The sequence below is a fragment of the Schleiferia thermophila genome, from assembly GCF_003337435.1.
Lineage (GTDB): Bacteria > Bacteroidota > Bacteroidia > Flavobacteriales > Schleiferiaceae > Schleiferia > Schleiferia thermophila.
This window is the reverse complement of record NZ_QPJS01000001.1, coordinates 666,669-692,655: the sequence shown is the minus strand read 5'-3', so window position 1 is coordinate 692,655 and position 25,987 is coordinate 666,669. Positions and strand designations below refer to the sequence as shown.

The window sequence follows — 25,987 nt, the reverse complement described above, 5'->3', positions numbered from 1 at the left end:
ACCTACGTATAGATTTTTCTGGCTACAGCATCATTTTCATAGGATCTTCCAGTAGCGATTTGAACGTTTGCAAAAATGCTGCACCAGTAGCACCATCAACTGCTCTGTGATCACAACTTAGTGTCACTTTCATCACATGGCCCGGCACAATTTCACCATTTTTAACAACAGGAACTTGGCGGATTCCACCCACTGCCATGATACAAGCATCCGGTGGGTTGATGATGGCTGTAAACTCGTCGATACCAAACATGCCAAGGTTGGAAATGGTAAAAGTATTGCCCTCCCAATCAGATGGTTGTAATTTTTTGTTTTTAGCTTTTTGGGCATATTCTTTTATTTCAGCCGCTATGGTGCTCAGACCTTTTCGGTCGGCATGGCGAACGACGGGTACCAGTAGCCCTTCTTCCACAGCTACGGCCACACCAATGTTAATATCGTGGTTGTAACGGATTTTTTCACCTAACCAGGAGGCATTGATTTTCGGATGTTTTCTGAGGGCAAGAGCTGCTGCTTTGATTACCAGATCATTGAATGATATTTTGGTTTCGGAAATTTCATTGAGCATTCTTCGTACCTCCATGGCCTTGTCCATATCAATTTCGATGGTGAGGTAGAAGTGTGGAGCCGAAAACTTGCTTTCGGCCAGCCTGCGGGCTATAGTTTTCCGCATTTGAGAAATTGGTTCTTCCGTATATGGTGCTCCGGATGGTCCCGGTGTATAAGTGGTTTCTTTCGGATAAGAGGGAGCCGGTGCTTCTGCTTTTGACTCCTCTGCAGCTGCTTGTTTTGGAGCTTCTTCAGGCTTGAAGTTTTCTATGTCTCTTTTGATTATTCTGCCGCCTTCACCAGTGCCTTTCAACTGATTAATATCGATTCCTTTCTCTTTAGCCAATCTTCGGGCCAGAGGGGATATTTTAATTCTTTTACCTTCTGTCTCAATTTCCTCTGTGTCTTCTTCAGATGGATCTTCCTTTTCTGATTTACTGGCTAGGTTCTGAGGCGATTTCTCATCAGAAGCTTTCTTTTCTGTGTCTTTACTCTCTACCGGTTGATCAGAAGATTTCCCATCGATAAGAGCTGAAATATCCTCACCTTCCTCTCCCAATATAGCCAAAATGCTATCTACCGGAGCTGTTTCGCCTTCATTGACTCCAATGTAAAGCAATACTCCTTCCTGGAAGGACTCAAATTCCATTGTAGCCTTATCGGTTTCGATTTCAGCCAGCAGATCGCCTTCCTTTACCTTATCGCCTTCTTTTTTATGCCATTTGGCCACGGTACCCTCCGTCATGGTATCGCTGAGCCTGGGCATGGTTACAATTTCTGCCATAAGTCTTTTATCTTAAAATATGTTGATAAACGGATAGTCTTTCTGTACATATACATCTTCATAGAGCTGTCCGGGCTCTGGAAACGGGCTGTTTTCTGCAAATTCCACGCATTCATTGATGAGATTTTTCACACGCTCTTCAATAGCCTCAATTTCAGGATCTGTAGCCCAATGGTTTTCTTTTATCACATTGAGTACCTGCGTTAGGGGGTCTACTTTCATGTATTCGGCTACTTCTTCTTTTGTACGGTAATGCTGAGCATCGCTCATTGAGTGGCCTTTAAATCGGTAAGTTTTGATTTCGATAAAGGATGGACCTTTACCAGCGCGGGCGTTGTCGATTGCTTCCCACACTCCTTCATACACATCTACGGGATTCATACCGTTGACTTGCCAGCAGGGCATTTCATAGCCGAGGCCGAGTTTCCAGATTTCAGTGTGATTGGCTGACCGCTCTACTGAAGTTCCCATGGCATAGCCGTTGTTTTCGACGATAAAAACCACAGGAAGTTTCCACATCATGGCCATGTTCAGGGTTTCATGAAGCGAACCCTGCCGCACGGCACCATCGCCCATAAAGGTAAGTGTGACATGGGGTCGGTTTAGGTATTTGTCGGCAAAAGCGATGCCTGCCCCTAAAGGAATCTGACCTCCGACTATACCGTGACCTCCAAAATAGTTGTGCTCTTTAGAAAACATATGCATGGATCCCCCGTTTCCTTTGGAGCATCCGGTCTTTTTGCCAAGCAGCTCCGCCATTACGAATTTTGGATGAAGTCCCAAACCTATAGGCTGTACGTGACAACGATATCCGGATATCATTCTGTCGCCAGGTTCCAATGCGTATAGACAACCGGCCAATACAGCTTCTTGACCGTTGTATAGATGTAAAAATCCTCTGATTTTCTGTTGAATGTATAATGCTGCAGCCTTGTCTTCAAACTTGCGCCAAAGCAGCATATCTTCATACCATTTGAGGTAAACTTCCTTGGTGATTGGTTTTTTCGGCATGTTGGTTCCTTTACCGGGCAAAAATAGGTAGACCTGCCAATTTTTAAAGGTCTTTTTTAGCTGAAGAAAAGGTATGTGTTCTTTTTACACTCAGTTATCAACTATTGGTTTGAGCATTCGGCCGTCGCGTTTTTAAAGATTTTACTGATCTGATCTGCCTTTGCTTACCTTTGGGCCGGAATTTTCATAAGGCAGAATTCCCGTAAAAACTCCACAGATTTATAAACCATATCAATGGATTCTTTTTTTTCTTCAAATCGTAAAATTGGAATTTTAGGAGGTGGTCAGCTTGGAAAAATGTTGGCACTTAAGGCAGCACAGTGGGATTTTTCGCTAAAAGTACTGGATCCTTCGGCTGATGCACCCGCAGCCCATGTTGTCAAAGAATTTTGTCCGGGTGATTTCAGAGATTTTGACACGGTAATGGATTTTGGTAAGGACTGTAGCGTGATTACTATTGAAATTGAAGACGTAAATACCGATGCCCTTCTTCAACTAGCGAGCAAAGGCATAAAAGTATATCCACAACCCGGTCTTGTAGAATTGTTTAAAAATAAACAAGAACAAAAGAAATTTTACCAGAAAAATCAGTTCCCTACTGCACCGTTTACTATTTGTGAGCGTATCAGCGACGTTATGGCTCTGAACGATTCCGGCAAACTTTCCTTTCCGCTTGTTTGGAAGGCAGCCATCGGAGGATACGACGGGCGAGGAGTGATCAAGCTAAGCAGTTCCGGGGATCTATCAAAGCTTCCGGATATTCCTTGCATCCTTGAAAGCCATATAGAGCTCAAAACCGAGGTAGCAGTAATTGTTCACAGAAATGAAATCGGCGAATTGGTCTGCCAGCCCCTGGTTGAAATGTCTTTTCATCCGGAAGCTCATTTTGTGGAAATGGTTTTTACTCCATCGCATATTGACTTTGGTCTACAGCTCAAGTGCATAAATATTGCTACCGAATTAGCAGAAAAGCTTTCTTTGGTAGGTACCCTGGCTATAGAATTTTTTATCACAGCTTCAGATGAGGTATACATCAATGAAGCTGCGCCAAGAGTTCACAATTCCGGCCACCTTACCATAGAAGCTACCCCCTCCTCCCAGTTTGAGCAACATCTCAGAGCCATCGCAGGACTGCCTCTCGGAGCAAGCCACCTGATTTCACCTGCTTGCATGATCAATCTGACTGGCGCACCCGGATACATAGGACCCGTAAAGTATGAAGGCGCCGATGAAGTACTCAGCATACCCAATACCTGGCTGCACCTCTACGGCAAATCTGTGACACGACCACATCGGAAGATGGGTCATATAACCACTATAGACAAGACTCTGGAATTGGTTTTGGAGAAAGCCGTAGAGATAAAAAAAATGATTAAGGTTATTTCTCAATAATTTTTATGGCCAAAAGAAAAATTCGTCTTATCAGCGTAATGAGCGAGCTAGGGGCAGGAACAAGAGGAGCCAGTCTCGGACTTGATGCCATGCGTATAGCCTCTTTTAAGCTCAACCCTAAATTTTTTAAAAAATATAAAGTGGATGAGGTCAAGCACCTCAACAACATGCTTTTTGAAGAAGACGCAACCCCTTACGCCAAGCGTCTGGACGGTATTGTACAGATGTACAAGCGAATAGAGGAAAGCATCGATGAAGTACTCGACCATGGCTATTTTCCAATTGTAATATCAGGCGACCACAGCAATGCCGGTGGAACAATTGCCGGCATCAAAACAGCTTATCCTAACAAAAGATTAGGTGTCATCTGGATTGATGCGCACGCCGACCTGCATTCGCCCTATACATCTCCTTCCGGCAATGTACACGGCATGCCCCTGGCCACCGCTTTGAGTGAAGACAATCTGGACTGCAAACTCAAAAAAGTGCCCGAAACCACCCTTCAGTATTGGAATCAGCTCAAGGGCCAATCACCACGGATTCAATACAGCGACCTGGTCTTTATAGCGCTCAGAAGCACCGAAATGCCCGAAGATTACTTGATCCTCCGAAATAAAGTGCCTGTAATCCGCGTGCAGGAAGTAAGGGAAATAGGCCCTGTAAAAACTGCGGAAAAAGCACTTAATTACCTGAAAGATTGCGACATCATCTACATCTCATTTGATGTAGACAGCATGGACCCCTCGGTATCACGTGGCACAGGTACACCCGTGCCCGGCGGACTTTTTGAAGAAGAGGCCACAGCTATCATTGTGCGCCTTCTGGAAGACCCCAGGGTAGTATGCCTTGAATTTACAGAAATCAATCCTGTTCTCGACGATAAAGGCAATGCCATGGGCGAAGCTGCCTTTCGCATACTCAATACTGTAGTGGATGTATTAAAATCTAATAACTGACATGAATGACCTGAAATACACGCTGGCACAGACACTACTCCATCTGCTTAATAAGCGCCTTAACATAAATATCAAACAGATTGACCTTCAACCTACCCGTAAGGATTTTGAAGGTGACCTGACCTTTACGGTGTTTCCACTGGTAAAAATTACTGGAAAAAATCCGGAAATTCTCGGTCGCGAACTCGGCGAAATGCTCATGGAATCAGCTCCTGACCTGGTAGAAAAGTTCAATGTAATTAAAGGTTTTCTAAACATATGCCTGAAAAAAGAGCTCTATCTGAAAAAACTCACTGAGCACTATCGATCAGGTCAATGGATAACCCCCGTTTCCGATGCAGGTGCAATAATGGTGGAATATTCGTCTCCCAATACCAACAAACCGCTTCACCTGGGACATATTCGAAACTGCCTGCTCGGTTGGTCGGTATCAAAACTTTATGAAGCCATCGGCCATAAAGTATACAGGGTCCAAATCATTAACGACCGTGGTATTCATATCTGTAAGTCGATGGTTGCATGGAAAAAATTTGCCAACGGTGCCACACCCCAGTTCAAAGGCGTAAAAGGAGACCACTTCGTGGGCGATTACTACGTATTGTTTGAAAAAGAGTACAAAAGACAAGTACAGCAGCTTATGGCCAGGGGTGTAAAAGAGGAAGATGCCAAAGAAAACGCCCCTATCATGCTGGAAGCCAGGGAAATGCTAAGGCTATGGGAACAGGGAGACCCTGACACTATGGCACTGTGGAAGCAAATGAACGAATGGGTGTACGAAGGTTTTGACCAGACATACCAAAAGCTTGGAGTCAGCTTCGACAAAAATTACTATGAAAGCGATACCTACAGACTAGGAAAAGACGTGATATTGAAGGGTTTGCATGAAGGTATATTCTTCCAAAAGGAAGATGGATCAATATGGGTGGATCTCACTTCAGAAGGACTCGATCAGAAACTGCTGCTCCGACGCGACGGCACATCGGTGTACATAACCCAGGATATTGGAACCGCAATTGCCCGATTTGAAGAGTTTCCCATTCATAAACTTATTTACACCGTAGCCAATGAGCAAGACTACCACTTTAAAGTGCTCTTTTTGATATTGAAAAAACTAGGATTTCCATGGGCAGACCAATTGTATCACCTTAGCTACGGTATGGTAGAACTTCCTCACGGACGAATGAAAAGCCGGGAAGGTACTGTAGTAGACGCCGATGATCTGATCGATGAAATGATTAAGACCAGTGCTGACCTTACCTCCAGCCTGGGCAAAGCAGAAGGACTTTCAGATGAAGAAAAACTGGAGCTTTACCATATCATAGGATTGGGAGCCTTAAAATATTTTATCCTTAAAGTGGATCCGAAAAAGAAAATGATTTTCAATCCCGAAGAATCTATTGATTTCAACGGACATACAGGTCCCTTTATTCAATATACCCACGCCCGTATCAACAGTCTGCTTCAAAAAGCTTCAACACCTGATCTGAAGGCATTGCCCAAAGAGCTGTATGCTGAGGAATCTCAACTTCTGAAAACGCTTTTGGATTATAACGACACCGTTCATCGGGCAGCTGCTGAATATAATCCTTCTGAGTTGGCCAACTATCTCTTTGAACTGGCTAGAAATTACAATGCCATGTATCAAAAGTATAGCATCCTGACCGCTGAAAGTCATGAGAAAAAACAATTGAGAATTCTTCTGAGCCACTGTACTAAACAGGTGCTTTACGATGGCCTTCACTTGTTGGGTATATCCGCTCCCGGCCGGATGTAATACAGATTCTGACGCATTTGTCTGAATTTTTTTTTTGAAGCTCATAAGATACGGCAATTACAAGCGTACATATCTCTCATAGAAAAATGAAACTTTGAAGTATGAGATAGGCTTTATTATTTCCCTTGTTTTAGGTTTGCAAACATGAATTCTCATTTTCACTTTCTCAACTGGATTGGTCGTTGGTACAGAAAGGTGTGGACCAAGACTTGAGGATACAATTTTAATCTTTATGTGTGGTCATCTTTACGATTTGATGAATCACACCGTCCAACTCAAAGGCTGCCTCCTTTATGTATTGGATAAATTTCTCCAGCTCATCGCGATTGTCTATCATGCAGTTTTCAAGTGCTTGGGTCAGACCAAGGAGCCTGGCCAACGGAGCCCTGACCACATGGGATTGTAAAAAAGCAATTCGCCTGAAGGTCTCGTGAAAATCCTCGATTAATGCTTCCTTTTGTTTGGTTTCCTCTATATTGATCAATAATACGAGCAGACGGCTTTGGCCATCCTCTTCAAAAATACCTACCTTTACCAATGTCCAATTGTAGGTTTGGTCTGAATTTAGGGTGCGAATAGCCAAAGTGTTGGGCTTTTGGGACGAAAAAACTTCTTTGAAAAATGTTTGACTTAATTCCCAATCATCCTGGTGTACAAATTGCAAGAAATTTTTACCAATCACCTGCTCTTTACTAAACCCTGACAAAGATTGCACATTTTCGGATACAAAGCTGATTTGTCCATCCTGTTCGATGATGAGCACCAAGCCACTTAGCTGATCCAGCAGGGTTTTGTAACGTGTCGACAAGGTATTAAGTTGTTTTTTGTTTTGAACTACCTGGGTTATGTCTACCATGTAATGGACTACCCCCAGCAATGCACTTTTTTTTGAATAAACGGGTTTGATGGTAAGAATGTACGATCTCCCATTTGGTGAAGTTAGCTCATACTGAATGGTTTCCCCTTTTAAAGCCCTGCTGTAGGCATCGCGCATCAGTCCTGCATGATCTCCTCCTGTGTACAGCATCGCGTCATCTCCAGGAAGAGGCTCTCGTCCGAACTCCTCTTTTACGATTTGAACCGCCTTCCGATTGGCCAGCCTTAGTTTCAGTTGACAATCGTAAAAGGCCCAGGCTTCGGATGATAATTGGTCAATGACGGTCAGGAATTCTTCTTTAATCTGGTCGGATTCACCGGTGTACAACGGCGTTACGATCTTACCCAGGCAAAAAATGGCCGCTACCTTACAGGTAGTGTCAGGTATGGCGGTAAACTCCCACTCTGTGAAGTGTACGCCTTTGCCGTATTTACAAGGCTTTCTCAGCAATACTTTTTGGGGTATTCCAATCTGATTAAGACATTGATTTACAGTATAATGCATTTTATCAAAATCGAAATTCATTACCTGTTCCTCGGCTGAGTGTCCAAGTACCTCCTCTGGTGAATATCCGTATAGAATTGAATACCCTCGATTGATATACCGGATGATCCCTTTCAAATCTGTAATCAACACGGGAAACTCTTTGCTGCAGTGCAAATAATCAGGCACTTCGACAGAGGATTCACTGTTAACGCTGACGATCATTTAATTTATCAATTGCTTTACCAATACTCAAAAGTATATACACCTACTTTGCAGGAAAAATTTTTTATATGTTCAACGATTTTATTACTGTAACCATGGTGCTTTTTGCCGTAATAGATATTTTGGGTTCTATACCCTTAATTATCTCATTAAGACAAAAGGTCGGGCATGTGCAATCGAAAAAGGCAACTCTCGTTGCCCTGGTGATTATGGTTGTATTTCTTTTTACAGGTGAAAAGCTTCTGGGGTTGCTAGGTGTGGATGTAAACAGTTTTGCTGTAGCTGGTTCTTTGGTTTTGTTTTTTCTGGCAATAGAGATGATTTTGGGCATCAGGATTTACAAAGAAGAAAACCCGGATACAGCCTCAATAATCCCAATTGCTTTTCCACTTATTGCTGGTGCCGGTACGCTCACCACAATTATTTCTCTTCGGGCAGAGTATGAATATACCATCATTTTAGCCGGAATTTTAGTCAACTCTTTGTTGGTTTACATCGTGCTGAAGAACACGGAAAGACTGGAGAAACTCTTTGGAAACAGCGGCCTTGGAATATTGAGAAAATCTTTTGGCATTGTACTCCTGGCGATTTCCATTAGGCTCTTTACACAAAACATCAAACTACTGTTTTAAAGGATTGAAAATAATTCTGAAGGTAGTGCCTTCATTTACCCTGCTTTCTACCTCAATTTTACCCCCCATCGCTTCAATATGAGCCTTTGTGAGAAATAATCCCAATCCCTTAGATTCCGGATGCATGTGAAATGTTTCAAACATGCGAAACATTTTATGTCCGTATTTATCAAGGTCTATACCCAATCCATTATCAGAAATTTCTAATTGTTTTATGCCATTTTCTTCTTTATACTCATATTTAATATAGCTTTTTACATCTTTTCTACGATACCGTATAGCATTGGTCGTAAGGTTTAGTATTACGCTTTCGAAAAAAGCCGGATTAAAGTCCACGTTTTGTTCTTTGGATATTTCATTTATGATTAAAATATCGTTGGATTCTATATCTTTTTTAACAACTTTAAGTACTTTTTCAAGCACTTCACAAATATTGACTTTTTGTATATTTTCTTTTCCTTTTTTTTCTGCAGCAAGTGATTCGTTGAGTGTTTTGATGGTTTCCATCAGATTGGCTGAAGCCACCTGTAACAGATTCAGCATCTGATTTTTCTCGCTGGCGGGCGTGAGCTCACTATTGATAAGCTCCACCAGACCATCGATATTAGCGGCATAGGCTCTGATGTTGTGACTTACTATATAGGTAAAACTCCTCAGGCGCTCGTTTTGATCTGTGATAATGGCAATTGTATTTTGAAGTTCTTCTTCCTTTTTCTTAAGTTCGGTAATATCGATTCCAATCCCTAAAATTCCAATAATGTTTTCACTAACATCCCTGTAAGGAAATTTGGATATCATCATAAATTTCCTGTCACCTAAGTGATTGGTGTATTCGATGATCTTATTAATTAAAGGTTTCCCTTTTTTTAATACTTCGATATCTTCTTTGTAAATTCCTAAAGCAACTTTACGATCGTAAAATTCGAAATCAGTACGACCGATAACTTCTTCTTCCGAGGTTTTTCCAAGATATAGGATCTCTGCTTTGTTAACAAGTATTTTTTTTAACTCTTTGTCTTTGAGATAAATTGTATTGGGAAGATTGTCGATTACGGTTTTCAGCAAATGCTGTTCGTTTTTCAACTGAAATTCAATTTCCTTGCTTTTCGTTATATCTCGAATCAGTAGCAATACCGAGTTGAAATCTTTCATTACACATCGGGCTTCGTAAAACCGTCTTCGATTTCCAACATCTATTTCAAAAATAAATTCACTCAGCTCTGCAGTACGGAATGTTTGTTTAATGTTATCTACTATGATTTTTCCGGAATTTTCTGGCATTACATCTGGTACAGTTCTACCCAGAAATCTCGAAGGAGGCATCAGCAATTGACCAGGCTCAAAGGCATGATAATCAATATATCGAAGCTCTCTGTCAATGATAAAAATCAAATCAGGAATTGCATTGAGAATTGCTCTGTTTTTTCGTTCACTTTCGCGTAGTTTCTGTTCCTGTTCTATTTTATGGGTGATATCATTTTCTACGGATATATACATCGTATGTCGCCCTGAACTGTCAAAAATCGGAGTAATGTTTAGCTCTACCCAATAAGGTTTTCCACTTTTAGTGTAATTGAGTATCTCCTGGGTAAATGGCTTTAATTCTTGAAGTTTATTAGACATTTCATTGATATGTTTTTTACTTGTTTCTTTTCCTTGCAGCACATCTCCAGGCTTTTTTCCAATCATCTCATCCAGGGTATACCCCGTAAATTTTTCGAAGCTTCGATTGACCCAAATGGTATATCCGTTGTGATCGGTTATGATGACCATATTTTGAGTATGAGAAGCTACCAGTGAAAGCAGTTCTAATTTTTTGTTTATTTCCTTAAGTTCCGTGATATCATTTTTTATCGCGATAAATCCGGCGATTTTTTCTTCTATTATCACCGGAGATATGTGAGCACTTTCGTAATACAAAGTACCGTTTTTTCTTCGGTTTATAAATTCCCCTCTCCAGGTTTTACCGGATATGATCGTATTCCACAATTCTTTATAGGTCTCCTCAGATACCAATCCGGATTTTAGAATTCGCGGATTTTTTCCGAGAATATCCTCATGTGTATAGCCTGTAATTTCTGTAAACGCTTGGTTTACATATTGAATATTTCCTTCTGGATCTGTCATTACTATAGAGGCTGGACTCTGCTGAATAGCTTTTTCCAGCATAGCCAGCCATTGGAGCTGCTTTTTCTTTTGATCGATGTTTACCGAAATTATGTATAAAGTATAGCTACCATCAGGATGATAATCTACGGTTACTTTATCAAATTGCCAGATGTATTCACCAGATGCATTTAGTATTCTGAATTCATACTCAAAAGAATTGATTTTGTTTTGTGTGTTTCTGAAGAATGTACTTTGAACTGACTCTCTGTCCTCAGGGTGAATATAATTGAATATTTCACTAAGATTTTGATACCGTTTGTCGTATCGAGGTACTCCGGTTATTTTAAAATAATTGTCGTTGGCATAAACTAGTGAATTATTTTTAATGATTGCCAGGCCATCTGCTGTATTTTCTGCCAGTTTTCTGAATTTTCTTTCGCTGTTTCTAATTTCAATTTCACCCTTAAAACGATGAAAAAGATTAGATACTTCTAGTGATATAAGTTGAAAGATTTGAATGTCTATTTGTTCTTTAGAAAGTAATAGGAGAGAACCTTTGTATTTTTTTAAATCTTCTTCCGTAGAGTGATAGATGAATACATTGCTCTTTTTTGCCTCATCCATCAATTTCTTTTGGACACTTAAGGTATGTAAAGATGATTCATTATTTGATAAAAAAAAATTTACACATTTTTCTAATAATTCACTGTGATACTGTGTGTTTTCAGCGCTGCTGAAAAGGATATCATCCTGTTTCCAGACAATGGCTTCTGCGCTGATGACTTTACAAATGCTGCTCAATACTCTGGTGAACACTTGTTGCAGATCCGTATTCTCATTTACCTCTACGTTTAGGTATTCAATGATGATTTGATTGATTTGATTTTCGATTGCCAGTATTTGTTTTGTTTTTTCGATTTCTGTAATATCAGACAGGTAGAGGATAAATGCAGAAGATTCGTCAAGTTCTATATTATTGATTCGCGACAAATATTTTCTCTGATATACGGTGGTCAACACACTTTCTGAAAGTCTGCCGGTAACGAGTTTGTAAAAGGCATCCTGGCTGGATGGATCTATCCATTTTCTGAAATCGTCACTTGTTTTTTCGGAAAAAAAAAATTGAAGAAGTGCACAATTATTGTATTTTATAACCCTAAAGTTTTGGTCAATCAAAACGATTGGCTCGGGAATGGAGTGAAAGAGAGTTTCAATAAATTGATTCTTTCGCTCCAGCTGGTTGTTGATTCGCAGGAGTTCTTCATTTTGGTATTCGAGTTCTTTTTTAAATATAAGTATGTTTTCGGCCAGGTTTTCGATCTGACTTTCGGTATTTTCCCCATTGTTGAGAAATTCCTCTATTTTTTTTTTAATATCCTCTTTTTTCATCGGGTACTGCATGCATCATCATGTGATCTGATACATCCATCACGATTCCGACTAGTTTCAGAGGATTTCCTAGGTCATCGCGGGCGACCACTCCGCCTCGATCGTGATAGATTTTATAGCTCCCATCTTTGCAACGAATGCGGTAAACGGTGTCCCACATGGGTATTTTACCTTCCAGGTGGTCGCGCATTACCTGCATAGTGTGTTCATAGTCCTCTGGGTGGATGAGTTGACAGATTTCGTACACATCTTTAGGAAATTCACTAAGGGAGTAGCCAATCATGGTGGCTTTTTTTTCGTGCATTGTCACCTGTCCTGTTTTTACATCCCATTCCCACCAGGCCATGTTGCCCATTTCCAGAGCCATCTGCAATCTTTGGGTGGCTTGATTCAGGGCTTTTTTCTGCTCGTAAATGTTCTTTAGATTGGTAAGGGTGACCAGTATACCATCTACAGCCTGAAAATCAGTGCGATAGGGAGCTATTCGCAGCAGATATACATGCTGGTTAACTTCTATTTCCTTTTCAATAATTTGGAGATTTTTCTGCACTGATTTGATATCTTCCAGAAAATCAGGATATAATATGGAATTTGAGAAGTGCTGAATCGGGCGACCGATGTCAAAATCCATCACATGGCTCAGTTCGCTAAACGATGGGGTAATTTTTCGGATGCACATTTTACGATCCAGGTAGAGAGCTGCTATGCCGGTGTTGTTGAGCAGATTGGTAATATCGTTGTTCAGTTGTGTAAGTTCATCGATTTTTATTTGAAATTCGCTGTTTACGGTGTAGAGCTCTTCGTTCACGCTTTGCAACTCTTCGTTGGTGCTTTGCAGCTCTTCATTAGCCGCTATCAACTCTTCATTGGACGATTGTAGTTCTTCATTGGAGGTCTCCAATTCTTCTACCGTAGCCTGGAGGCTTTCTTTTACAAATTGCAGTTCGTACTCCAGCTCTTTCACGCGATCGTGGTAGTGGTCTTCCAGTGTAAGGATTTCTTCTTTTTCAGCGGATTTCTTGCTTTTTCTCTTGTAAAAACTGATGAGATAAATGGTTTCTGCCTCGCTTTCTGCGATTTTGGTCCCCTGAACGTCGTAAGTGATGGATAGATTTTCAAATTTGATGTTTTCGAAAGCTACGGATTCGCCGACATCTTTGAGCCGGCGTATGATGTTGTTTACGACGATCTGAAGATCCTGATGAATGATGTTGGTGAGGTTTTGATTAAACCTGCCGGATTGTATGGAGACAAATGGATTGATGTCGTTGATGACATGCAAGATCTGAAATTTATTGTTGATGACTATAGAAGGTGGTAATATAGCACTGATAATTTTCTCGGTGAGCTCTGACTGGCGCTTTACTTCTTTGAGTAATCCGGTACGCGGTTCGAGGGTGAAATTTCTGGTATTTTGATACATCAGATTGGTCTCTGGGATCAGCAAGGGCTGGTATCCTTCTTTTTTTCTGAAAATTTTGAATTTGACATTGATAGGTTCAAAGGCTTCGTTTAGATCTCCTAGGGTTTCGCTAGTGCCCAAAAAGAGGATGCCCTTTTGTGCAAGTGACATGTAGAACATATTGAGCACTCGGTATTGACTGTCAGGTTTGAGATATATAAATAAGTTGCGGCATATAATCAGATTTATTTTTGAAAATGGCGGATCTTTCAAGACATTGTGGGTGGCGAAAATGACCATCTTCCGAATGGATTCGGAAATCTGGTAAGTATTTTCTTTTTTGATAAAATATTTGGATACCAATATAGGATCTATATCGCTGATAACACTTTCGGCATAGACACCCTGCCCTGCTATTTCGATGGCGGTCTTATCTATGTCGGTAGCAAAGATTTTAACTTCAGTTGTAAGATTGAAAGTGTCAATAAAATCTCGGATCAATAAGGCGACCGAATAAACCTCCTCTCCCGTAGAGCATCCCACTGACCAAACACGCAAGATTTTCCTCTCCTTGCTAAGAAGCTCTGGAATCACATGGTCTTTGAAAAACTCAAAGGCTCCCTCATCTCTGAAAAATCTGGTGACTCCGATCAAAAATTCGCGGTAGAGTACATCTTTTTCCCGGTCGTCCGAAGAGAGTAGTAAAATATATTCATCCAGTGAGTTGAGTCGGTTGATGGACATGCGACGTTCAAGCCGACGGATTATGGTGTTTTCTTTGTAGTAGCTGAAATCAATTCCACTGTAATCGCGGAGTATGTGCATGATTTTGACCAGCTGATCAATATTTTGATTCAGGATTTCTTCTATCCCATTTTTGTTTTCGATAAAAGGATGCTTTATATAGTTGATGATGGCATCTGGCATCTTTGCCGGTGGCAAAATGTAGTCTACCACTCCGGTAGCAATTGAGGATTTGGGCATTCCGTCGAATTTGGCAGTTTTTTCGTCCTGAACGATGACCATACCCCCTGCTTCCTTAATCGCTTTAATGCCAAGGGTACCATCGCTTCCGGTGCCGGATAGTATGATGCCTATAGCTTTTTTACCGTAGTCTACGGCCAATGATCTAAAAAAAATATCTATTGGCAAATTGATACCTTTGTTTTGCCTCTGATCTTCGAGCAGGAGTCTGCCGTGGAAAACCGAAAGATTTTTCTTTGGAGGGATTAAATAAATGTGGTTGGGCTCAATCAGCATTCCATCCTCAATGATTTGAATGGGGATGCTGGTAAAACGCGCCAAAAGCTCGTTCATTAGGCTTTTGTAATCGGGTGATAAATGCTGTACAACTACATAGGCAAGTCCGGTATTGGCCGGCGCATTTTTGAAAAATTCCTGAAGTGCTTCCAATCCTCCTGCTGATGCCCCGATGCCTACTACATATTCAGATTCTGATTTGGACTTACCATTTCTCACTTTCATGTTGTTGGAAGTAAATTATTTATTTAAAATTTCAGCTATTTCTTTTTTTGAAATGGGTTTTATGAGAAATTCATCAATTTCCGGAAAGGAAAACGCCTTTCGGCGATCCTCACCATCAATACTGGAGGTTACTATGGTCACGCTCACGTCTTTGGAGATATTGAGGTGCCGAAGAGCCTCCAAGAATTGCCATCCATTTACTTTTGGCATATTGATATCGAGGAGGATGCGATCAGGTAGCTCATCAGGTGATTTTTTTTGCTTAATCGCTTCCAGGGCCTCGGAGCCGTCCAGATATTCTTCGAGCTCGTGCTCTATCTTAGTAGATTCTATGAGTTTACGGGCGATGAAATTGAATATGGGATCATCGTCCACGAGCATTATTTTCATATATAAAGAAAATTAATTTTCTTTCAAAAGTACGACAACCGGCAAATGATCGCTATAACCTTTTGGCCAATACCGGCCTAAAATTTCCTTTGGATTCCCATTTTTGTCTTTTGTTGTTTTACCGGGAGCGCCAAATGCCATAGGGGCATGACGGTTCGAAATCAGATCCGGATGATCGTAGACTCCAGCACTAAGTACAGTAAAGCCTTTATTAAGCACAATGGCGCGATTGACCATGATCTGGTCCAGTAGGCTCCACTTCCCTTGATAGAGCAAGGTGCCTTTGCCATCTGCCATTTCATTCCATAGCAGATTGAGCAGGTAGGGAGTAAAAATGCCATTGTGGTCTTTTTTGGCATTTCGGATTTGCCGGATGTTTGCGGTCGAAAGAGCGTAGTCTGTAATGGACCTGTTGAAGGGTTCGTCGTTGAAATCGCCCATCACCAGAACAGGTTGATCGTTACCTCTCTTTTCAGCTATTTGATAGAGCCAATAGCTGAGCGTTTCGGCTGCCATAATTCTAAAGGGCTCTGATTCGTATTGCCCACCTGTACGACTTGGCCAATGATTGGCAATGATGATGAGCGAATTTCCCCTTCTTGTGTGAAATTCAGCCTGCAACAGATCCCGGGTAGCCGATCGCTTGTGCAATCTTACAGTAAAAATGAGGTCCTGAGGTACGTTAAAGAGGTCTTTGTCGTATAAAAAAGCAATATCAATACCCCTCTTGTCGAAGCTCGCATGGTGAACATAGGCATAAGTACGTCCGGTAGGTGCTAGTTTTTCTGTAAGTAGCGAGAGGAGTCTTTCATTCTCTACCTCGCAGACACCTGCGATGTCGGGCCCTGTTCCATTGTTCATTTCGGCCAGGACGGAAGCTAGATTGCTGATTTTTCGGTCCAGGACTTGCTCGTTCCATCCCTGAAGGTATCTGCCGATTTTTCGGGTACGCCATTCTGGCCTAGGCGCATCCTCTACATCGAGAAGGTTTTCCAGATTCCACCAGGCTATGTAATAAACGGTTTCCACATTTAAGAATTTTTTCAAATAAAATGATAAACTGGTAAATGCGGAAATGAAAAAAATTATTTTTTAATGAGACTTCCTACAGCTTCTTCGTAAAGTGCTATGTATATAGGAGCTATTTTTTCAATGGAAAATTTACGGGCGTTCTGGATCGCATTCAAGCTGAAGCGGCTGTATAGTGATTTGTCATTTAGGAGCTTCAATGCGTAATGAGCCATGTCTTCCACATTGCCTACATTGGCCGTAAATCCAGTGATGCCATTTAAATTGACCTCCGGCAGTCCGCCTGTGTTGGTACTTATTACAGGGATGCCGGCTGCCATCGCTTCAAGAGCAACCAGGCCAAAGCTCTCCTTCTCGGAAGGCAACAGCAGCAAGTCAGAGCATTTCAGGACACGGTATATATCCACGGCATTTCCCACAAAAATGACATCATCGATCACACCAATTTCACGCGCTAATTGGCGGGCAGGTTCTTTTTCGGGGCCATCGCCAACCATTAGCAACCTGGCCGGAAGAGACTGGCGGATTAGGCCAAAAGTCCGAATTACATCATGGAGTCTTTTGACAGGTCTCATATTGCTAATGTGCGTAATGATGTTTTGTCCTTCCGGGGCAAACTGCCTTTTAATACAGGGGATCTCCTTCTCAAATGCTTTTAAGTCTACAAAATTTGGAACGACGACAATTTCCTTGGTAATGTCGAAATTGTCGTAGGAATCTTTTTTCAGGCTTTGAGATACCGCTGTTACAATATCGCTGTGGTTGATGGAATAGGTTACAGCCGGTTTGTAAGCAGGGTTGCGGCCTACCACGGTGATATCGGTACCATGCAAGGTAGTAATTACTGGGAGTTTGACGCCCTGCTCCCGTAAGATTCGACTGGCGCTGATGGCTGCATATGCATGAGGAATGGCATAATGAGCGTGAATGACATCAAGTTTCCACTTCAGGGCTGTTTGCACCACTTTACTGGCCAATGCCAGTTCATAAGGCGGGAATTCAAACAGCGGATATTCATGTACCTGCACTTCGTGATAGTAAATGTTTTCGGCCAGTATATCAAGTCGTACCGGCTGGGCATAGGTGATAAAGTGGACTTTATAACCTTTAGCGGCCAAAAACATTCCCAGCTCTGTAGCTACTACCCCACTACCTCCATAGGTAGGATGACAAAGGATTCCAATATTCATAAAACAAAGGTATCCTTCCAGACGTACCGGTTAAACACAACTTACCAAAATCGTATAAAAATCGCAGTAAGAGGAAAAAGCCAAAGCCATAGACATCTTTATTCTCTATCCGAATGAATAGATGTACGTTGCTATATTTGCCACATAGATGAAGCAGATAGTTAATACAAAAAGAGCTCCAAGTCCCATAGGCCCTTACAATCAGGCCATCAGAGCTGGTGACTTTTTGTTTGTGAGCGGACAGATCGCCATCAGCCCCGATACCAATAAACTGGTAACCGGTGATATCGCCGTGGAAGCACGACTCGTGTTTGAAAACATTAAAAATATATTAAACGAAGCTGGACTTGATTTTCAAAAAGTGGTAAAGACGACGATTTTTCTGAAAGATATGGCATCTTTTCCAGTAATTAATGAAATTTACAGCGAATACTTTAAAGAGCCTTATCCGGCCAGAGAAACAGTAGAAGTAGCCAGGTTGCCAAAAGGTGCACATGTTGAAGTATCAGTTATAGCATATTTTGAGTAAAAAAAGCATTTTGATCAGACAGATCCTATTTATAGTATTTATCAGTGTATATACAGTGTCAGCTCAGACCCAAGACACTACTGATGAATACACCCTACGCCGTTCGAATCCTTCGGATAGTTATGAGCGGAGAGTTTCTTCGACTTCAGATGCTTTTTTAAGTGATAAGAAAGTTTTTTACGGAGGAAATCTCGGATTAATGTTGGGCAGTTTTACCAACATAATGCTCAACCCACGCATCAATATTTACGAATCCAAAGTCAGCTCTATTCTAGGCACTGGTCTGATGTACCAATATATTCACGACAGAATTTGGAATGTCAGATACAACATTGCTGGAGTAAATTTTTTAGTCCATAAGCTGCTCTACAATACCCTGTTTGTGGGTGTCGAATATGAAATGTTGAGAATTTGGTCAGGGGAGAATTTTTTCTGGTCGTATCCATTTATGATAGGAGGAGGATATATCACCCTTGGACAAGATAATTTTTACAGCATAGGGTTATTTTATCCCGTTCATCAAGGGGCCAATCAAGTCTATCCAAATTCAATAATTTTTCGTTTCAATATCGGATTTTAATGTAAAATATAAAAAAAACAACAAGTGAAAACAAGGAGAATTGGAATATTTATCGACGGAAATTACCTCAACCACACCAGCAATTACTATCATTACACTCATACCAAACGCCGAAGACTTCATCTGGGCGGACTGCATGACTTTATCCGAAATTGGGTGGCTCAAACCGAAGAGCAAGACCGAAGACTGGTAAAAATAGTAGAGTCACACTATTTCAGAATTCGAATCAATGCATTCGAGGCCAGTAATAGGGGACATCAACTCTACTACGACCGGCAGCTCGACGATATCCTCTCTTACGAAAACATCAGACCTCATTACATCATCTACCGTCCAAATGGCGGAGTAAGAAAAGAAACCCCATCAATGGAAGCCAGACTATCGGTAGAGCTGCTTGATGCATGCTATCAAAACAAGCTTGATGCTGTAGCTCTGATCGTAAACGACGGAGCCTATGCCGATGCCGTCATTAAGGTAAATGCTCTGGGAATTCCAGTGTTTTTGTTTCATTGGGAATTTGATTACCATAACGATGAAGGTACTGAAGTATCCGTTAAAACTTCTTACAATCTGCTGGAAGCCTGTACCTTTACCGTAAACATGAGCGAGCTTATCGACAAGCAGCGCACTACAGATTATTGGATTGAAAAAATCTTTGTCAGCGAACGAGAACCACACGGAAACAAAGACAATGAACTCTTAGAAGAGGATTTTGATTTCACATCGGATGAAAAAGTCCCAACCCCTTCAAACACGCAAAACAATGGCCATATCGACACGACCGACAACGCTATATTCGAGGGTGAAATTCTAACTTTAAAAAATGGCTATGGCTTTATCAAATATCCGAATAACAATCTTTTTTTCCACTATACCGATGTAGTAAATACTGATTTTCAAGAGCTTCAGCCAGGTGAAAAGGTATTTTTTTCAATAGCAAAAAATGACCAGGGACAAGAGGTAGCCAAAGAGGTCAGGAAAATACTGGAATAGTAAGTACAATGATATCGACAAAGCGCGGTCCTATCTGACCGCGCATTTTTTTTGAAAAAATTTCACCCAGGTCCAAATCCCGAATGCAAGTCGTCCTGTATAAAAAAACAATCAACTTGTAAAATTTTTTTCGGTAGGGGCACTTGTTTTATTGTTAGATCTCCATCAAAACAATTTTACATTCTGAGTTTAGCTTTAAAATTATTGTATACAGCAGAGGGTAAAGGCAGACTAGTGGATTGTCAGAACTATTGATTCCAATTTGACAACTCACACTTTTCGCATCAGGGATTTGTATTCAGATATTAAGTGTAAAAATTTGGGATGCGCATCAGGAAATATGACTCTCCGCGAAGAGCGATTCGGCTTAGCTGGCACTGATGCCAGAAAGTTTAGAGGATCTATCAAACTCATTCCTTCATTGATATATCGTGTCTTAGCTGGGCTTTGCAACTCTGGTTTGGGTTTTACAGAGTTCAATAATTTTCATTTACAACTTCATCCTAATGTTGCTGCTCCTAGGAGATAAGTTGTGTTACTAAAATGAAATATTTCCCGACCTGCGGTGTTGTTTGCTACATCTTCCAAGGACAATGGGATGAATTTAGTAGCCTATATTAAAAGGGTTAAGTTCTTTTGCTGATCATTTTTACCTGATCGGCGCAAGGTTTCTTACGAACATAAGGCGATCCAATTATAGAACCACTCGAAACCTCGGGTCATTTCCACTTACTATAGAGTCCTCGATTGTGAATTGGGGCTTGGATTGACCTAAATGAACTGTTGTGTTGTTAATCATACTTTCCATTTCCACGACTGGCCCAAAGGGTGGACAACCGTATTGTTGCCTTAAAACTTTGATTAAAACCATTTCTACCCTTACGATTCTCGCTCTCATCAGACCTAATGAATCGCGCTAATAAGCGCCTATTTGAACATAAAATAATCGAAAAAAACAGGTGCAGGTTACCATTGCATTCACCTATCAGAGAATATTCAGCCAATTAAATTTTTCTTAAGTCCTTTTCTTCCTGCTTGTGGCTTTAAAAAATTCTATGAGTCAAAATGAAGACGATTTTTGTGCATCTTCACTAGTAGATATGGTCAGGAAAAAAATTTGAAAGACCATTAAATTGTAAAAGGAGCTATCAAGTATTTATCTTTGGAAAAATTTATGATGTTTCTGTAATTAAATTTTTGAAATATTCAGGTTAACTTACCAAAGTTCGATGAAGGTGAAGTCAGAGAATGAATCCTTTTGTAGACTGATTTTGATTCCCTCTTAGATGCACCTGCGATGGCACAAAAAACCCGTGTTCATTCATGAGCGGATGTATCTGATCAAAAGTACTTACACACATATCTCCATGTTTCTACTCCCTCAGAATTTTTAGGAATTTCGAATACTGTTTTATATTCTAATCAGCTATAAAAGAAGAGAATGCTTCATAAGAAACTTTCATCGAATTATTTTGAAATTTTTACTTAAAAAATGACAAAACATATCGGAAGAATTGTATTGATTTTATTTATCATACTTTGCATTTTTCAACATTCAGTGTAAATAGAAAAAACGGGAATAAAGTTGAAAAATCTTTTGCGCAAAATTCAGATTTCTTCCATTTGGATATCGTGTATTTGGGATATTTACAATCAAAATAAAGTACATAATTTTTCAAATTTTGAAAAGGATATTCGTTAGTCTTTGTGCTAATGATTAAGTATAACCAATGGTGATTACCAGTCCACTCGGTCCATCTTACTGATGTTTTGCAATTTTATTCCTTATCAATGGCTTAAAATCTTAAAATTTGTCCCCAAGAAAACAATTGCTGTGCGCATTGCTGTCAATACACGATTTCTGATACCTGGTCGTATGGAAGGTATTGGTTGGTTTACTTACCACACATTGAAAATTATCACTCAAAAGCATCCTGAGGTCGAATTTATTTTTCTCTTTGACCGGCCGTGGGACAAAGGTTTTGTTTTTGGCCCCAATGTGCATCCTGTGATATTGAGACCACCGGCTCGTCATCCGGTGTTGTGGTATTTGTATTTCGAATACTCTATCCATGAATATCTCAGGCGACATCGGTGTGATTTGTTTTTGAGTACCGATGGCTTTCTAAGCCTTCGACATAAAAAAACACCTCAATTGGCGGTGATACATGACATCAATTTTGAACACCATCCCAAATTTTTGCCTCCGCTTGTTCGAGCTTATTACCGACACTTTTTCCCCAGATACGCCCGACATGCCCGAAGGATTGCAACGGTAAGCCAATGGTCTGCGAATGATCTGGTCAAAACTTATGGTGTGACATCCAGCAAAATTGATGTGGTGTATAATGGTGCCTCCGAGATTTTTGCTCCCATTAGTCCCGCAGAAAAAGTGTCAAAGCGGCAAATGATATCAGATGGCAAACCGTATTTTATTTTCGTGGGTGCCTTCAATCCAAGGAAAAACATTGAAGGGCTTTTCAGGTCATTTGATCTATTTGCTGATCGCATCGACCGGGACTTTAGGTTGGTAATCGTCGGTGAAAAAATGCATTGGACCACAAGTATGCAGGATTCATTCAGGCAAATGAAACACCGGGAAAAAGTAATCTTTGCAGGCAGGCGACAGGGTCGCGAACTCAATGACATTCTTGCTGCCTCAGAAGGCTTGTGGTTTGTGTCGAATTTTGAAGGCTTTGGGATCCCCATAGTGGAAGCCTTTCGCGCTGGGGTACCGGTAATTACCTCAACGGTCACTTCGCTGCCGGAAGTAGCTGGCGATGCAGCTTTGCTATGCAATCCTGCTGACCACTATGCCATAGCTGAAGCTATGCTACGGCTGGCGAGAGATTCTAAATTGCGCAATGCTCTCATCATCAAAGGAATGAACAGAGCAAAACTCTTCACATGGGAAGATTCGGCCGTTCGACTTTGGCATTCAATTGAAAAAACACTTCTATGAGCAGCTTACAGGCATATTATCAAACAGCTGTACCTGAAGCCGGCTGTGACGAAGCCGGCAGAGGCTGCCTTGTCGGCCCTGTAGTAGCCGCTGCAGTTATCCTCGATCCACTTAGACCCATAGAGGGACTCAACGATAGCAAAAAACTCTCTGTCAGACAACGTGAAGAGCTGTTTATACAGATATGTACAAAAGCTGCTGCATGGTCGATAGCTGAGGTATCTGTAGCAGAAATTGACCATATCAACATACTAAATGCCTCTCTGCTGGCCATGAAGCGGGCCGTGAAAAATCTCAACCTCACCCCTGCTTTGCTGCTGATCGATGGCAATCGATTTCCTCGTTGGGAGATACCGCACCTGTGCTTTGTCAAAGGAGACGCCCGCTTTCAGTCCATAGCCGCAGCAAGCATCCTGGCCAAAGTGTACAGAGATCGCATCATGGCTGAGCTACACATGCATTTTCCGCACTATCAGTGGCTTAAAAACAAAGGCTATCCCACAAAGGCACATATCGAAGCCATCAGAAACTCAGGAGTGAGCCAGCACCATAGAAAGAAATTTGTAAGCAAGTTTACGATACCAAAACTCTTTGATATCTAGCATTTTGCTCTATTTGGCTTACAGCTGTGCATAAAAAAATTCATATAAAAATCCTCAGTTTGTTTCCTTTATTATGAGTTTATATGGTAGGTCAGTTGGCCACCTCACTCATGAATTTGATGCGGACCATGCGAATCTCCTCTTCGGTATATTCACCGCCAAATTCTTCGTATGCATCTTTGATGGAATCCGTCTCAGATTCCATGAAATAGTCATAAATCTCCTCAATTTGGTCATCATCCAATATTCGCTCCAGGTAATAGTTTATGTTGATTCTGGTGCCGGAGTTAACAATACCCTCTATTTCGTCGAGCAGCTCTTCCATGGTGAGGCCTTTGGACTTGGCGATGTCGTCGAGTGATATTTTGCGGTCAGTTGAGTTGATGATGTATACTTTTAGACTGCTTTTGTTTACTACTGACTTGACTACAAAGTCTTCGGGTTTTTCGATGTCGTTTTCCTTTACATATCTGGCTATAAGTTCTACAAAAGGCTGTCCGAATTTTTTTGCCTTGCCCTCACCTACTCCGGGTATATTTTTGAGTTCTTCAAGAGTGGTAGGATAGTGCAGCGCCATTTCATTAAGTGCACTTTCCTGAAAAACCGCATAAGGAGGAACGCCTTTCTTTTTAGCCTCTGATTTAGTCAGGTCTTTCAACATTTTAAAGAGGACCTCATCGAAGGCTGTTGCACTCTTACCGGCCAGAATCAGATCATCGTCGTCATCAGTGATGCCTTCAAAGCTGTTGTCTTCTGCCATCATGAAGGGTTGAGGATGCTCGATGAATATTTTTCCTTCCGGGGTGATTTTGAGTATTCCGTAGGTTTCAATTTCTTTTTCAAGTAGACCTCTGACGATGCACTGCCGGATGACGCTGTTCCAGAAATGCTCGCTTTTATCTGCACCTTCGTTAAACTGCTCGTATTCATCTACCTTGTAGGAGCGAAGCTGTTGATTGAGCTGTCCTTTGAGAATGGCGACTATTTGAGGGGCTTTGAAACGGTTTTGTCCGGATACTACGGTTTCGAGTACTAGTTTTACGTCTTCCTGAGCATCAAATTTCTCTTTTGGATTCCGGCAATTGTCACACATATTGCCACAATTGGCCTCGTCGAATTCTTCGCCAAAATATTTCAGCAGATACTTTCTGCGGCAGCCTGATGTCTCAGCGTATGCAATGGTTTCAGAAATCAGCTGTTTTCCGATTTCGAGCTCAGCAACCTGTTTACCGGCCATGAGTTTTTCCATTTTTTCCAGGTCCTGATAGGCATAGAAGGCTATACAGTTACCCTCACCACCGTCACGTCCGGCCCTGCCGGTTTCCTGATAATAACTTTCGAGTGATTTGGGCATATCGTAGTGGATTACAAATCGCACATCGGGTTTATCTATACCCATCCCAAAAGCGATGGTTGCTACGATCACATCCACTTCTTCCATCAGAAAGGCATCCTGATGACGAGCTCGGGTATGGCTGTCGAGTCCAGCGTGGTAGGGCAAAGCTTTAATGCCATTCACCTGAAGGGTCTGCGCCAGCTCTTCCACTTTTTTTCGACTCATACAGTAGATGATACCACTTTTGCCTATATTGTTTTTTATGAATTTGATGATTTCTTTTTCAGTATTGACCTTAGGTCGAATTTCATAGTATAGATTTTCCCGGTTAAATGAGGATTTAAACACCTTGGCCTTTTCCATGCCCAGGTTTTTTTGAATGTCTGATTGCACTTTGGGTGTAGCTGTGGCCGTAAGCGCTATAATGGGTCGCTTACCTATCTTGTGCATGATGCTGCGGAGGTTCCGGTATTCTGGTCTGAAGTCGTGGCCCCACTCCGATATACAGTGGGCCTCATCGATGGCATAAAAGCTAATAGTGACCGATTTAAGAAATTCGATGTTATCTTCTTTGGTTAGGCTCTCCGGTGCCACATACAACATTTTGGTAATGCCTGCCGTAATATCGTCCTTTACCTGTTGGATCTCCTTTTTGGTAAGGGAAGAATTCAAAACGTGGGCTACGCCGTTTTCGGTGGCAAAACCTCTCATGGCATCTACCTGATTCTTCATCAGGGCAATCAAGGGCGATACAATTATGGCTGTACCCTCGCTCATGAGTGCTGGTAGTTGATAGCAAAGGGATTTGCCTCCACCTGTAGGCATTATGACGAAGGTGTCATTTCCCTCTAGTAAACTTTTGATTACGGCTTCCTGATTTCCCTTAAAGGTGTTGAATCCAAAGAACTTTTTAAGATTCTCGGCTAAGGTTGTGTTGCTCATTTCCTGATCTTCCTAAATATCTGTAAATATATTTTTTGTTGGAGTTAATATACTATGATTGGTTGAAAAATTAACTATCCTCAAAAAAAAGGATTGCAAAAGTAATATGTTGATTCTTAACAATTTTCAAATTTTCAAACACGTAATATGCTTTTTTATCTGTGAACTTTTGAAAGTTAAGCTTATTCTTTCCGCTGATACTTTAACCATTTTGCTCAGAGATGGTATTGGTTCATGAATGTCCAATTCCTTGAACGTAAATCGTTAATTGCATTGTAGAAATCTATTTAACACAATCCGAATCTCCGGTAATAACGCTGTTCTGTACTATCATCATTAGAACAACTTGCAGTGCATTTATTAGCG

General features: G+C 41.2%; 18 protein-coding genes. 9 read left to right on the top strand and 9 right to left on the bottom strand.

Annotated features, from left to right (window positions below; genetic code table 11):
* Positions 1 to 22: 22 nt before the first annotated feature.
* Together DES35_RS02955 and pdhA are read right to left on the bottom strand one after the other, a co-directional pair.
* Positions 23 to 1,333 carry a pyruvate dehydrogenase complex dihydrolipoamide acetyltransferase gene (locus DES35_RS02955; RefSeq protein WP_037355910.1) on the bottom strand — a complete coding sequence of 437 codons (1,311 nt, stop codon included), beginning with the start codon at positions 1,331 to 1,333 and terminating at the stop codon, positions 23 to 25.
* A 12-nt stretch (positions 1,334 to 1,345) separates the two neighbouring features.
* Complete coding sequence (pdhA, locus tag DES35_RS02950; RefSeq protein WP_037355908.1) at positions 1,346 to 2,344, bottom strand: pyruvate dehydrogenase (acetyl-transferring) E1 component subunit alpha; 999 nt, start codon at positions 2,342 to 2,344, stop codon at positions 1,346 to 1,348.
* Positions 2,345 to 2,578: 234 nt separating this feature from the next.
* Here pdhA and DES35_RS02945 point away from each other — a divergent pair, with 234 nt between their 5' ends.
* From DES35_RS02945 to argS, 3 genes are read left to right on the top strand one after another with little or no spacing between them, the layout of a single operon-like run.
* Entirely contained in the window at positions 2,579 to 3,736 is a 1,158-nt protein-coding gene (locus tag DES35_RS02945) for a 5-(carboxyamino)imidazole ribonucleotide synthase (protein WP_037355906.1), read from the top strand.
* Positions 3,737 to 3,741: 5 nt separating this feature from the next.
* Positions 3,742 to 4,692 carry an arginase gene (locus DES35_RS02940; protein WP_037355903.1) on the top strand — a complete coding sequence of 317 codons (951 nt, stop codon included), beginning with the start codon at positions 3,742 to 3,744 and terminating at the stop codon, positions 4,690 to 4,692.
* Position 4,693: 1 nt separating this feature from the next.
* Complete coding sequence (argS, locus tag DES35_RS02935; protein ID WP_114365738.1) at positions 4,694 to 6,466, top strand: arginine--tRNA ligase; 1,773 nt, start codon at positions 4,694 to 4,696, stop codon at positions 6,464 to 6,466.
* A gap of 223 nt (positions 6,467 to 6,689) precedes the next feature.
* On the opposite strand, the gene DES35_RS02930 is transcribed toward argS, so the two are convergent.
* Positions 6,690 to 8,051: a PAS domain-containing protein gene (locus DES35_RS02930; RefSeq protein ID WP_114365737.1), complete on the bottom strand. Its 1,362-nt coding sequence runs from the start codon at positions 8,049 to 8,051 to the stop codon at positions 6,690 to 6,692.
* Between the two features lie 68 nt (positions 8,052 to 8,119).
* Between DES35_RS02930 and DES35_RS02925 the strand changes: the two genes are divergently transcribed.
* Entirely contained in the window at positions 8,120 to 8,683 is a 564-nt protein-coding gene (locus DES35_RS02925) for a MarC family protein (protein WP_037355893.1), read from the top strand.
* Here DES35_RS02925 and DES35_RS02920 read toward each other — a convergent pair.
* The 5 genes from DES35_RS02920 to bshA are packed head-to-tail and all read right to left on the bottom strand — an operon-like array spanning position 8,672 to position 17,677.
* Positions 8,672 to 12,181, bottom strand: a complete 3,510-nt coding sequence (locus DES35_RS02920; protein WP_170125678.1) for a PAS domain S-box protein — start codon at positions 12,179 to 12,181, stop codon at positions 8,672 to 8,674. The genes DES35_RS02925 and DES35_RS02920 overlap by 12 nt on opposite strands.
* Positions 12,162 to 15,062, bottom strand: coding sequence for a chemotaxis protein CheB (locus tag DES35_RS02915; RefSeq protein WP_037356940.1), 2,901 nt, complete (start codon positions 15,060 to 15,062; stop codon positions 12,162 to 12,164). Before DES35_RS02915 ends, DES35_RS02920 begins: the two co-directional genes overlap by 20 nt.
* Before the next feature lie 21 nt (positions 15,063 to 15,083).
* Entirely contained in the window at positions 15,084 to 15,458 is a 375-nt protein-coding gene (locus DES35_RS02910; protein ID WP_037355890.1) for a response regulator, read from the bottom strand.
* Positions 15,459 to 15,470: 12 nt separating this feature from the next.
* Entirely contained in the window at positions 15,471 to 16,487 is a 1,017-nt protein-coding gene (locus DES35_RS02905) for an endonuclease/exonuclease/phosphatase family protein (RefSeq protein WP_125039359.1), read from the bottom strand.
* A gap of 56 nt (positions 16,488 to 16,543) precedes the next feature.
* Positions 16,544 to 17,677 (bottom strand): N-acetyl-alpha-D-glucosaminyl L-malate synthase BshA, encoded by a 1,134-nt coding sequence (bshA, locus tag DES35_RS02900; RefSeq protein ID WP_037355887.1) that lies wholly within the window; start codon positions 17,675 to 17,677, stop codon positions 16,544 to 16,546.
* Positions 17,678 to 17,825: 148 nt separating this feature from the next.
* Between bshA and DES35_RS02895 the strand changes: the two genes are divergently transcribed.
* The 5 genes from DES35_RS02895 to rnhB all read left to right on the top strand — a co-directional run bounded on the left by DES35_RS02895 (position 17,826) and on the right by rnhB (position 23,343).
* Positions 17,826 to 18,206: a RidA family protein gene (locus DES35_RS02895; RefSeq protein WP_037355884.1), complete on the top strand. Its 381-nt coding sequence runs from the start codon at positions 17,826 to 17,828 to the stop codon at positions 18,204 to 18,206.
* A gap of 10 nt (positions 18,207 to 18,216) precedes the next feature.
* Positions 18,217 to 18,786, top strand: a complete 570-nt coding sequence (locus DES35_RS02890) for a hypothetical protein (protein ID WP_125039360.1) — start codon at positions 18,217 to 18,219, stop codon at positions 18,784 to 18,786.
* A gap of 24 nt (positions 18,787 to 18,810) precedes the next feature.
* On the top strand, positions 18,811 to 19,779 hold the full coding sequence (locus tag DES35_RS02885) for a cold shock domain-containing protein (protein WP_037355880.1): 969 nt from the start codon (positions 18,811 to 18,813) through the stop codon (positions 19,777 to 19,779).
* Positions 19,780 to 21,613: 1,834 nt separating this feature from the next.
* A complete protein-coding gene (locus tag DES35_RS02880) occupies positions 21,614 to 22,741 on the top strand; it encodes a glycosyltransferase family 4 protein (protein ID WP_037356935.1) in 1,128 nt (375 codons plus the stop codon).
* Positions 22,738 to 23,343: a ribonuclease HII gene (rnhB, locus tag DES35_RS02875; protein WP_114365734.1), complete on the top strand. Its 606-nt coding sequence runs from the start codon at positions 22,738 to 22,740 to the stop codon at positions 23,341 to 23,343. The genes DES35_RS02880 and rnhB overlap by 4 nt, the downstream gene beginning before the upstream one ends.
* A gap of 91 nt (positions 23,344 to 23,434) precedes the next feature.
* Here rnhB and recQ read toward each other — a convergent pair whose 3' ends face one another.
* Entirely contained in the window at positions 23,435 to 25,621 is a 2,187-nt protein-coding gene (gene recQ, locus DES35_RS02870) for a DNA helicase RecQ (protein WP_037355874.1), read from the bottom strand.
* Positions 25,622 to 25,987 lie beyond the last annotated feature (366 nt).

Bases quoted from the DNA above. Each gene is read 5' to 3' on its own strand.
- DES35_RS02955 (WP_037355910.1), bottom strand. From the start codon at position 1,333: ATGGCAGAAATTGTAACCATGCCCAGGCTCAGCGATACCATGACGGAG.
- pdhA (WP_037355908.1), bottom strand. From the start codon at position 2,344: ATGCCGAAAAAACCAATCACCAAGGAAGTTTACCTCAAATGGTATGAA.
- DES35_RS02945 (WP_037355906.1), top strand. From the start codon at position 2,579: ATGGATTCTTTTTTTTCTTCAAATCGTAAAATTGGAATTTTAGGAGGT.
- DES35_RS02940 (WP_037355903.1), top strand. From the start codon at position 3,742: ATGGCCAAAAGAAAAATTCGTCTTATCAGCGTAATGAGCGAGCTAGGG.
- argS (WP_114365738.1), top strand. From the start codon at position 4,694: ATGAATGACCTGAAATACACGCTGGCACAGACACTACTCCATCTGCTT.
- DES35_RS02930 (WP_114365737.1), bottom strand. From the start codon at position 8,051: ATGATCGTCAGCGTTAACAGTGAATCCTCTGTCGAAGTGCCTGATTAT.
- DES35_RS02925 (WP_037355893.1), top strand. From the start codon at position 8,120: ATGTTCAACGATTTTATTACTGTAACCATGGTGCTTTTTGCCGTAATA.
- DES35_RS02920 (WP_170125678.1), bottom strand. From the start codon at position 12,181: ATGAAAAAAGAGGATATTAAAAAAAAAATAGAGGAATTTCTCAACAAT.
- DES35_RS02910 (WP_037355890.1), bottom strand. From the start codon at position 15,458: ATGAAAATAATGCTCGTGGACGATGATCCCATATTCAATTTCATCGCC.
- bshA (WP_037355887.1), bottom strand. From the start codon at position 17,677: ATGAATATTGGAATCCTTTGTCATCCTACCTATGGAGGTAGTGGGGTA.
- DES35_RS02895 (WP_037355884.1), top strand. From the start codon at position 17,826: ATGAAGCAGATAGTTAATACAAAAAGAGCTCCAAGTCCCATAGGCCCT.
- rnhB (WP_114365734.1), top strand. From the start codon at position 22,738: ATGAGCAGCTTACAGGCATATTATCAAACAGCTGTACCTGAAGCCGGC.
- recQ (WP_037355874.1), bottom strand. From the start codon at position 25,621: ATGAGCAACACAACCTTAGCCGAGAATCTTAAAAAGTTCTTTGGATTC.